Source organism: Tannerella sp. (assembly GCF_052170195.1).
Taxonomy (GTDB): Bacteria; Bacteroidota; Bacteroidia; order Bacteroidales; family Tannerellaceae; genus Tannerella.
In genome coordinates, this window is record NZ_JBQNAZ010000021.1 from 37283 (window position 1) to 47655 (window position 10373).

The 10373-nt window shown below is 51.6% G+C and carries 7 protein-coding genes; 4 read left to right on the forward strand and 3 right to left on the reverse strand.

The features are described from left to right. Positions 1-36 precede the first annotated feature (36 nt). A complete protein-coding gene (locus tag ACTTKA_RS07330) occupies positions 37-1692 on the reverse strand; it encodes a glycogen/starch synthase (RefSeq protein ID WP_442724522.1) in 1656 nt (551 codons plus the stop codon). A 152-nt stretch (positions 1693-1844) separates the two neighbouring features. Here ACTTKA_RS07330 and ACTTKA_RS07335 point away from each other — a divergent pair, with 152 nt between their 5' ends. The 4 genes from ACTTKA_RS07335 to ACTTKA_RS07350 are packed head-to-tail and all read left to right on the forward strand — an operon-like array spanning position 1845 to position 4654. Continuing rightward, entirely contained in the window at positions 1845-2144 is a 300-nt protein-coding gene (locus tag ACTTKA_RS07335; RefSeq protein ID WP_014226372.1) for a hypothetical protein, read from the forward strand. Next, positions 2141-2725: a lysophospholipid acyltransferase family protein gene (locus ACTTKA_RS07340; RefSeq protein WP_442724523.1), complete on the forward strand. Its 585-nt coding sequence runs from the start codon at positions 2141-2143 to the stop codon at positions 2723-2725. Before ACTTKA_RS07335 ends, ACTTKA_RS07340 begins: the two co-directional genes overlap by 4 nt. Continuing rightward, positions 2718-3506 carry an amidohydrolase gene (locus ACTTKA_RS07345; protein ID WP_442724524.1) on the forward strand — a complete coding sequence of 263 codons (789 nt, stop codon included), beginning with the start codon at positions 2718-2720 and terminating at the stop codon, positions 3504-3506. Before ACTTKA_RS07340 ends, ACTTKA_RS07345 begins: the two co-directional genes overlap by 8 nt. After that, positions 3503-4654: a Rid family hydrolase gene (locus ACTTKA_RS07350; RefSeq protein WP_442724525.1), complete on the forward strand. Its 1152-nt coding sequence runs from the start codon at positions 3503-3505 to the stop codon at positions 4652-4654. The genes ACTTKA_RS07345 and ACTTKA_RS07350 overlap by 4 nt, the downstream gene beginning before the upstream one ends. A gap of 12 nt (positions 4655-4666) precedes the next feature. Here the strand turns inward: ACTTKA_RS07350 and ACTTKA_RS07355 are convergent, their stop codons facing one another. Both ACTTKA_RS07355 and ACTTKA_RS07360 read right to left on the reverse strand, forming a co-directional pair. Beyond that, entirely contained in the window at positions 4667-6478 is a 1812-nt protein-coding gene (locus tag ACTTKA_RS07355) for a glycoside hydrolase family 2 protein (protein ID WP_442724526.1), read from the reverse strand. A 156-nt stretch (positions 6479-6634) separates the two neighbouring features. Continuing rightward, on the reverse strand, positions 6635-9880 hold the full coding sequence (locus tag ACTTKA_RS07360; RefSeq protein ID WP_442724527.1) for a S41 family peptidase: 3246 nt from the start codon (positions 9878-9880) through the stop codon (positions 6635-6637). Positions 9881-10373 lie beyond the last annotated feature (493 nt).

Below are 10373 nucleotides of genomic sequence, written 5' to 3' on the forward strand. Positions count from 1 at the left end.
CACTGCTTTTTGCATATTCCTGTTGTTTATTGATGCCTATGCGTGGAGGCGTTTTTTCGCGTTGTCGAATGCCTTATCGAACGCTTCGTAATAATAGTTGATGAATCGCTTCCATTCGGCCTGAGCTGCCAGCTTGAAACATCTTTCACGAATACGTTTCTGTTCGGCTGCATCTTTTTCGATGAGTGAAAGCAACGCGGTGGAGATATCTTCGACCACCTGAAAGTAATTGTCGTCCGTCCGGTGAATAACAGCCACCCCTTCCGCGATATCATCGCCCGAAACTTTTGTTTTGGCCCATAACCCGAAGCCGGCCAGATCGGTCGTAACGGTCGGAATGCCGAACGCCACGCTCTCCAGCGGCGTGTATCCCCACGGCTCGTAATACGACGGATAGACGGTGGCATCCATACCGATCAGCAGGTCGTAGTACGACCTGTTGAAAATACCGTCTTTCCCGTCTAAATAGCAGGGCACGAAGATCAGCTTCAACTTGTCGTCGGTTGCATTCACGCACCCCGAATGAATCATGAACCGGGTAGCGCGGTCTTCGTGCATGTTATGGAGCCAGTGCGTCAAGAAAGCGGTCTGCATCGGTTCGGGCGTGCGGAAATCATTATCCAGAGCTGCTTTCAGATCGGCCCGTGGCGCAAACACCCACGCCGGTACGAGCAGGAATGCGACGACCTGCCGATTCAGCTTGCCGGAGGTACGCAGGCGGTTCATGGCCTCGATATAGACGTCGATGCCTTTGTTACGATACTCATACCGGCCGCTCGTCGAGATGAGGAATGCGTCTTCATCAATCGGGTGGCCGCATAATGTTTCGGCTACCTTAAGCAACTTCTTACGGGCTTCGGCACGGCATGCCGGATAGGCGTCAGCGGCAGGCACAAAGTCCGGCTCGAAACCGTTGGGGGTCACGATATCCGGTGCTCTGTCCAAGAGCTGCCTGCATTCGGTGGCCGTAATATCGCTTACGGTCGTGAAACAGTCGGCATAACGGGCAGCCTGCTTCTCGACCGAGTGCTTGGCTTCCATGTTTAATTCTCTTGCCATCCGATTGCCGTCGTATCCATTCATGCATCCGTAGAGGGGTTTACCGTTTCCGGCAATCGAACGTCCGATGGAGGTAGCATGTGTCGTGAACACCGTAGCAATCTGCGGTACGTATTTCTGTAGATATAGCTCTCCGAACCCCAGCATCCATTCATTGAAATGGGCGATGATCTTTTTCTGTTCCAACCCATGAAAGCGGTAGAAACTTTCGATCGTTTTTCCGGTGGCGTAGGCGAAGATACAAGACTCGTCATAATCGCCATAAGCCTTTGACGAATCGACACCGAACGATTCCCACATTTCGTAATAGACTTCGTTTTTCTTTTCGAAGAAAGGCTGATAGTCGACTAAAATCACCGGAGGTGTGCCCGGTATCTGCCATCGTCCTTTGCGCACGGACAGTCCTTCGGAAGCTGCCGCTTTCGCCCAGTCGGCGTAGAGCGCAGGGTCTTCTCGAAAATCGGCATCCGGCTTTCCGCGGTCCGGCCCGATGAAAATAATCGTATCGGTAAAACGCTGTTGTAACGTGCGTGCTTTTGTGGACAAGACGGTATAAATACCGCCAACTTTATTGCAGACTTCCCAGCTGCATTCAAAAATATAATCCGGTTGAGTTATTGCCTTTTTTATCATAGTTGTCTAACCTTATAAAAGGTAGTTGTTTAGCCGGCAAAGATACGTCTTTTTTTCTTTTTCTTGTGTTTCTTTATCCAAATCCCGGAGAATTGTCATACCTTTGATTGTCGAAAAAAAGAAAATGTTTAACTCAAAAAGAAGAAACTAAAATGGCAAAAAGAAGAAAATTAAAGAAACATATCTCCCGTCTGTTCGGGATGTTGTTTTCCGACTTGTTAATCTGTCATTATTTACTTCCGAAAATAGACAATGAGAAAGTTTTATTATTGGCGACGCGCATGGGCGATCGGAACGATGAGTTTATTTGCCGTGCACATCATGCTCCGGGCACAAACCGGGCAGAGGTCAAGAAATATTATCAAAAGTTATCTGCTGATCTGAGAAAAGAATGGAATGCGTTGGCCGAAGAGATCGTCCGATTGACCGAAGCGCTTGATAAGAAAGCATGAAAAAAGCGATCTGTAGATGGCTTCTTAAGTGCATGGGATGGAATATCGGTCTGACGGGCGACGATGTTCCCAAGTGTGTGATTTGTGTAGCCCCTCATACGAGCAACACCGATTTTCTGATCGGCAAGTTGTTTTACAACGCGGTCGGGAAACAAGCTAAATTCCTGATGAAGAAAGAATGGTTTTTCTTTCCGTTAGGATTAATCTTTCGGAGCATGGGCGGCGTACCGATCGACCGGAGCCGCAACCAGTCCATGACCGAACAGATGGCGGCTGAATTTGCATCACACGATTATTTCCGTGTAGCTATCACGCCGGAAGGGACGCGCAAGAGGGTCGATGAGTGGAAACGTGGTTTTTATTACATCGCTTTGAAGGCACAGGTACCGATTCAGCTTGGTTATATCGATTACGGCAGGAAAGAAGTCGGGATTATGTCGACTTTCCGGCCGACGGGCGATGCGGATGCGGACATCCGTTATATCCGTTCGTGTTATAAGGGAATCAGAGGCCATCATGGAGAGAAATTCGGGGAAGTCGGGGAAGAACGCGATAAGAGAAACGGAAAGATCGATGAATAGTAACAGCTCGTTGCGTGTCAGTATGATTCAAGCTCCGATTGTGTGGGAAGACAGAACGGAGAACGTGGCTTATTATGGGAAATTGCTGCATGGTTTAACCGGCAAAACCGATCTGGCAGTCTTACCGGAGTTATTTACGACGGGATTGTCGATGCGCGTGCACGACCTGTCGGAGCCGGTCGACGGCAAGACGATCGCTTCGGTGAAGCAGTGGGCCCGAGAATACGGCTTGGCCGTGACAGGGAGCTTTATCGCTTCGGAAGAAGGGCGTTTTTATAACCGTGCATTCTTTATTACCCCTGATGGTCGGGAGTATTATTACGATAAGCGTCATCTGTTTCGTATGGCGGGCGAAGATCGCAGTTTCTCGGCCGGCGATAAGCGGCTGATTCTCGATTATCGCGGCTGGAAAATCTGCCCGATGGTTTGCTATGACTTGCGTTTCCCGGTCTGGAGCCGCAATGTGAATAACGAATACGACGTGCTGATTTACGTGGCCAACTGGGTGAGTGTGCGACGGGATGTGTGGAAGACGCTGCTGCATGCGCGGGCGATCGAGAATATGGTGTATGTGTGCGGGGTGAACCGTGTCGGTGTGGATGGCCGCGAGTTCGCTTATCACGGCAGCTCGAGAATATATACTCCGAAAGGAGAAAAGCTGGCGGATGCCGGCGAAGAGGAAGAAACAATCGTCACGTGTACGCTGGAGCGGGAGCCGTTGGATACGCTTCGGGAGAAGTTTCCGGTCTGGCGTGATGCGGATCAGTTCGATATCCGATGATCTGCACACATCACAGAGAATGGGCGGATCTGCCGGTCCTCGCTACTTACAGCGAATTTGCTCTGTCCGGGCAGGCTGCCGAATACCATTTGTCGATACGAATCACGGCATCGGAGTCGGATACTCAAACGCAATTTACACAGCTTGAAGAGGCTTTGATCCGTTGGCAGCGCGAATACCCCCATACGATACTCGTCTGGAGGCGTTACTTCCTCAGCGATGTCATGAATCAACACGGTTTTTTGTGTGGATACGATAACGAAGACGCGGCGTTGTCTGTCGTACAGCAGGCGCCCGGTCTGACAAAGGTAGCCCTCTGGGCTTATTGGGTGACATCCGAAAGTTCACGTGTGTCTAAAAACTTGTCCGTACAGGCTACCGAACTGATCCGTCCGTCTTATCGTCACTTTTATCATACACAACTTCACTCATCGGCTTCGGACGAAGAGAAGCAGACAGCCGATATTTTTGACCGTTACACGGCTTTATTGGCGACGCAGGCATGCACGTTGAGCCGTCACTGTATTCGTACATGGCTTTTTGTGCGCGACGTCGATTTGCGTTATGCCGGTATGGTGAAGGCACGCCGGGCATGTTTCGAGCGGGAAGGGCTGACGTCGCAGAGTCATTTCATTGCCAGCACGGGCATTGAGGGACGGCATACCGATCCGCGGGCATTGGTGACGATGGATGCGTATGCGGTGCACGGCTTGGAAACGGAGCAGGTGCGCTATCTTGATGCGCTTGATCATCTGAATCGAACGAGCGAATACGGCGTGACGTTCGAGCGGGGTGCCATGGTGCAATACGGTGACCGGCGGCATATCTTTATCTCCGGTACGGCAAGCATTAACAAGTATGGCGAGATCGTGCATCCCGGCGATCTTTCCGGTCAACTCGACTGTTTATTCGGAAATATCAGGGCGTTGTTGGCCGAGGCTGATGCCGGCATGCACAACGTCATGCAGATGATTGTCTATGTGCGCGACCCGGGCGATTACGCAGCGGTCGGCACATGGATAGACGCTTATTTCCCACAAATACCCCGTATCACGGTCTGTGCTGCGGTCTGTCGTCCGGGATGGCTCGTCGAGGTCGAGTGCATCGCCGTCACTGCCGACGGCGACGACCGTTTCCCCCTATTCTGAGAATGCGTCAGACTATTCCGATAGTATACGAATAACCTCTTGATTGGCAGCACGTACTTCGGCTTCGTTGATTTTGATCTCTTTCCGGTCGTAGGTCATCAGCCCGTTCACTTCGCCTTCCACATCGGTTGTCTGCGTATAAACGGCTGCGGAGAAACCTTGTCTGACGAATGACTGAAGCGTCTTGGCAAACTGCACGTATTCGGCCGTTACTTCTTCTTTGTTTTTAAACTGCACATATCCCCAGTTGCGTTTATCCCACCATAGATGGCCTTCGAGCGCCAACCCGATACCGCCATATTCGCCGAGAACCGTTACACGTTCGGGATCGAACAGATACATTTCCGGACCGGGATAATTGTGCAGGTCGAGTATGCTTCCGCACCGGCGATGGTTTCCTCCGCTGGCCGGATTGACGAGTCGTGACGGATCACGATGTTCCGTCCATGCCGTTACTTTTTCGGTGTCGAATTGTCCCCATGCCTCGTTGAAAGGCACCCAGATAATGACGGAAGGATGGGAGATGCACAAGTCCATGATTTCTCCCCACTCATGATAGTAATTGGCGACAGACTCTTCGCTTCGCTGTCTGTCTGTGCCTCCGCCGTATTGACGCGGCTCCCACACATTGTCCATGTCGCCGCTCGGCATGTCCTGCCAGACGAGCATCCCTTCCCTGTCGCAGTGGTAATACCAGCGTGCAGGCTCAACCTTGACATGCTTACGTATCATATTGAATCCGAAATCTTTCGTCTTTCGAATATCATAAAGCAGCGCTTCGTCGGTAGGTGCTGTATAGAGTCCGTCAGGCCACCAGCCCTGGTCGAGTGGTCCGTACTGGAAATAATTCTTATTATTGAGCTGCATGCGCATGATGCCGTTGGCGTCACGAGCCGTCGATATCTTGCGCATAGCCGTATAGGACGATACTTCGTCTATTTTTTTGCCGTTGTGTGTGAGGCTGATCTTCATCGCATAGAGCGTCGGAGATTCGGGCGACCACAGCCGGGCGTTCGTAACCGGTATACGCAAAGTCTTTCCACTGATGCCTTTGGCCGAAGATACCATACGATCACCGTCGAAAAGACAGACTTCAATGATATCATGGCTCCGATCGTCGTTGGTCGAGACGGTCACTTCGACGATTTCATGGTCGATATCGGGAATTGAGCGGACGCTTGTGATATGATGCTCCGCAACCGGCTCGATCCATACCGTTTGCCAGATACCGGTAACGGCCGTGTACCAGATGCCTTCGGGGTTTAACGTCTGTTTGCCTCGCGGCTGATATCCTTTGTTCGTCGAATCCCATACCCGTACGACGAGTTTCTGCGGTTCGTTTGTTTTAAGAAATGGGGTTACATCGAACGAGAAGGGTGTATAGCCTCCTTGGTGTGTGCCGATAAAGATATCGTTTACAAACACGTCGGCGCGCCAGTCGACGGCTCCGAAGTTGAGTTTTACATGCCGACCTTTCCAGGCTGCCGGCACCGTAAACGTACGTTTATACCACAGTTCCTGCTGTTCGTTCACGGTCTTTTGTACGCCCGAAAGCGATGATTCTACGGCGAAAGGCACGAGAATCTTTCCGTCGAAATCGGCCGGTTCGGCTTTTCCTTTGTCTCGAATCGCATACTCCCAGAGGCCGTTCAGGTTCATCCATGCCGGTCGTTCTAACAGAGGACGCGGATATTCGGGTAATACCCGGTTCGGGTCAAAGCGTTCAGCCCAAACCGTTTTTAACTTGTCGCCGGCCGGTTTCCATTGTGCCGATACGCCGAGTGAGAAAAGTACGATATATATAAACAGGATTGTCTTTTTCATGATGATTTTGTGTGAATTTTTGTGAGATAGATAAATGATAATGGAACTTTGTATATTGCCGACTGTACTGATATGCCGGAGAAAGATCGATGCCCTCCGGGTCTGTACAGAGATGTACTTCATCCCATACAGAGATACGGAAGGCATCGATCAGAGTTATTTATTCCACACCCGCGGCGCCGGAGTTTTGGGCAACGGTTTGCGGTTCTTCAGTTCTTTCATGACTTCTTCGATGGCGCGGTTGAGCTGCTCGTCTTCGCCGTTCCATTCTTTTACCGGATCGTTGTCGATGAGGATATCCGGTTCTACGCCTTTGTTCTCTACCATCCAGTTACCGTTCATGTCGTAGCTTGTGAAGAACGGCACGCGCACGTCGGTACCGTCGATAAACGGTAACGAGGCTGTGATCCCGACAATTCCGCCCCATGTGCGGGTTCCGATCAGTTTACCGAGTTTAAGCGCGCGGAATCCCCACGGGAACAGGTCGCCGTCGGAAGCCGAATATTTATTGATCAGACACACTTTCGGGCCAACCAACACCGCATCGGGCACGGTACCGTTACGGGTCGATCCGCGGCGCATGGTCATGCGGTACGGTTCGCGAGCCAGACGTTCGAGGATCATCGGGGAGACGTTACCGCCGCCGTTCGCGCGGTCGTCAATGATGAGTCCTTCCTTGTCGAGTTGCGGATAGAAATATTTGGCAAATTCGTTCAGTCCGTCTACTCCCATATCGGGGATATAGATATATCCGATTTTGCCGCCCGAAGCCTTGTCAACCTTCTCGATGTTATTTTTTACCCATTGGTAATGATAGAGCGAATATTCTTCTTCGAGCGGGCGGATCACCACCTTGCGGGCGCCGTTGAGCTGCGCTTTGCCGTTGAGCGACAATTCCGTCGGAACGTCGGCTTTCCCTACGAGGAGGGCATACAGGTCGTTAACCGTGTTGGTCGGCACTCCGTCGATGGCGACGATGAAATCGCCGACTTGAGCTTCGATGCCCGGCTCGGTGAGCGGAGAACGGAGAGCGGGGCTCCATGATTCGCCCGGCAGAATTTTTTCGAGGCGGAAGAAGCCGCTCTTGTCGCGCGAGATCTCTGCGCCCAACAGTCCGGTCTTGATGCGTTGCGGGCGATTCGTCTCGCCGGTGTTCACGTAGGCATGGCCGCAATTGAGTTCGCCGATCATTTCGCCGATCAGGTAGGTGAGGTCTTGACGGTTCTTCACATAAGGGAGTAATACGCCATATTTCTTTTTCATCGCTTTCCAGTCTACGCCGTGCATATTTTCGAGGTAGAAGCCGTCGCGGAAAGCGCGCCAAGCTTCGTCGAAGATTTGCGCCCACTCCTTGGCATAGTCGATCGTCATCTTCATATCCGAGAAGTTCACAGGATCTTTCAGATCGACTCTTCCGGCAGGAATATCTTTGACAAACAATTGTTTGTTCTTAAAGAATCCGGCTTTTTTACCTCCCGGCTCCACCCACATACGGGCGCCTTCGGCCACGGTTTCTTCTTTCTGTTTGTTCAGATCATAGACATAGGTCGAGTTGTTACGGCTGTAATACACTTTTTGCCCGTCGGAATAAAGATTACCGTGATATCCTTGCGGCAAGGGGACTTTCACGATCCGGTCGCTCAGTCCGTCCGCATCGACTTTGACCGTGACGCCTTCGGGTTTTTTCTTCTCGTCCGTCTCTTTTTTCTTGCCGCCTTCTTCTACGTTGATTTCTACTTTCTTCGGTTCGGCTTTGCTCCCGTCGTCCTTGGTCAGGAAGGGGGAGGGCGTATCTTTGGTCAGCAGCGCGAGGTAAACCCCGTTCGAATAACCGTAGACGTGGTTCCATTCTTTCGATCCGTAGGTCGGATTGAAGTCGCGCATCGAGGTAAATACAAGGTATTTCCCGTCTGTGCTAAACGTGGGAGAACCCGAATCGTACCACCGGTCGGTTACCTGAAATTCTTTCTTGTCGTCGATGCGATAGAGATAAATGATGTCGTATTCGTTGTCGGCCATGCGTGTATATGCCAGCCATTTGCTGTCGGGCGAGAAAGTGACCTCATACGGTTCTTTCTTCGGATCGCGCAGCACTTCGGTTACCTGTTTGGTTGCCACATTCAGCAGGTTGATTCGGTTCTTGCGGTCGGTGTACACGATCGATTTGCTGTCGGGACTCCATTCGAAGTTACGGATATACGTATCGTTATTTTTCGTCAGCTGAACGGCTTCACCACCTTCGGCCGGTTGCATGTAAAGCTCGGTTTCGCCCGTTGCGTCGGAGATGTAAGCGATGTGTTTGCCGTCGGGCGACCAAGTAGCGCTGCGTTCGTGGGCGCCCGGTGTGCGGACGATATTTTTCGTCACGCCTTTCTCGACGGGGAGGTTAAAGATTTCGCCGCGTGCCGTGACGACAACCCGTTTCCCATCGGGCGAGAGGCTGGCTCCGCGCATGTACCGTCCGCCGTCCTTGATTTCGCTCCGGGCGTACAGATGGTCGGAGGCCAGCGTGATGTTGACCTTTTCGGCTTTCTTTGCGGCAGGATCGAACCGATAGATATAGCCGGCATTTTCGAAGACGATCAGTTGCCCGTTCGTGCTTGGGAACTTGATATCATATTCGGTGAAGTCGGTTACCTTCGAGGTCGTTTTTGTTTTTGTATCGTAGACGAAGAGATTCATCGTCCGGTCGCGGTCGGAGAGGAAATAGATTTCGTCGCCGACCCACATCGGGAAGATGTCTTGTGCACGATTGTTCGTGATGTTCTCGACCGTTTTCTTTCCGGCGTCATAAATCCAGACATCGTCCGCCATACCGCCCTGATAGTATTTCCATGTGCGAAACTCGCGCATCACACGGTTGTAAGCCAGCCGTTTTCCGTCGGGTGAGAAGCTGCAAAAGCCGCCTTCGGGCAAGGGGATGACTTCGGAGAGTCCGCCTTCTTTGGCTACGGTATACAGTTTGCCGCTGAATCCGGAGCCGATCCGGTTGCGGTAAACAATTTTCGCGCCGTCGGCTGTCCATGCGGTCACAATGTTGTTCGGTCCCATGCGGTCTCCCACATCATCGCGTTGGTTGGTGGCGGTGTAAGTTACGCGCAGCGGTTCGCCACCGTCGGCGGGGATGGTATACACTTCCGTATTTCCGTCGTACTGTCCGGTAAAGGCAATCGTTTTTCCGTCGGGCGAAAAGCGCGGAAACATTTCGTAGCCGGCGTGCGAAGTGAGCCGTTTCGCTTCTCCGCCACGGGCAGATACTTTGTACAAATCGCCGGCATACGAAAACACAATGTCGTTACCGTTCGTGGCCGGGAAACGCAGCAACCGCGCTTCTTCGGCCTGTCCCTGTTGCGCTGCGACGAACATCGCACATACCAGGCTCCATAGTTGTTTTTTCTTCATACGTTTTTACATTTGATTTTAGACGTGTACAAAGGTAAGCATTATTACCTCAAATCGGGTTGATTTGTTTAGCCGTTTAGTTGTTGAGGGCGGTCTGCTGTCAGCATTCAGCCATCGGATGCCGCGTAGGGGCGAACCTTGTGTTCGCCCGTCATGGCGTGTATATGACGAATTTAATGGTCAATTGTCATGCCGGGCACATGGTGTAGAGACGCAATGAATTGCGTCTCTACGGGGGGTACCGTGTTCATTTGCGTTGATTTGCGCCCATTTGCGAAATTCGCGTTCGGATATTGCCGACACCACACAAAAAAAGGGCGAACACAAGGTTCGCCCCTACACGGCATAACATAATTCAATTGTTAATTGTTATGCGTGGTACATGGTACGTACTGCGCCCATTTGTGTCATTTGCGAAATTTGCGTTCTGATAACCCAACACCACACAAAAAAAGGGCGAACACAAGGTTCGCCCCTACACGGCATAACATAA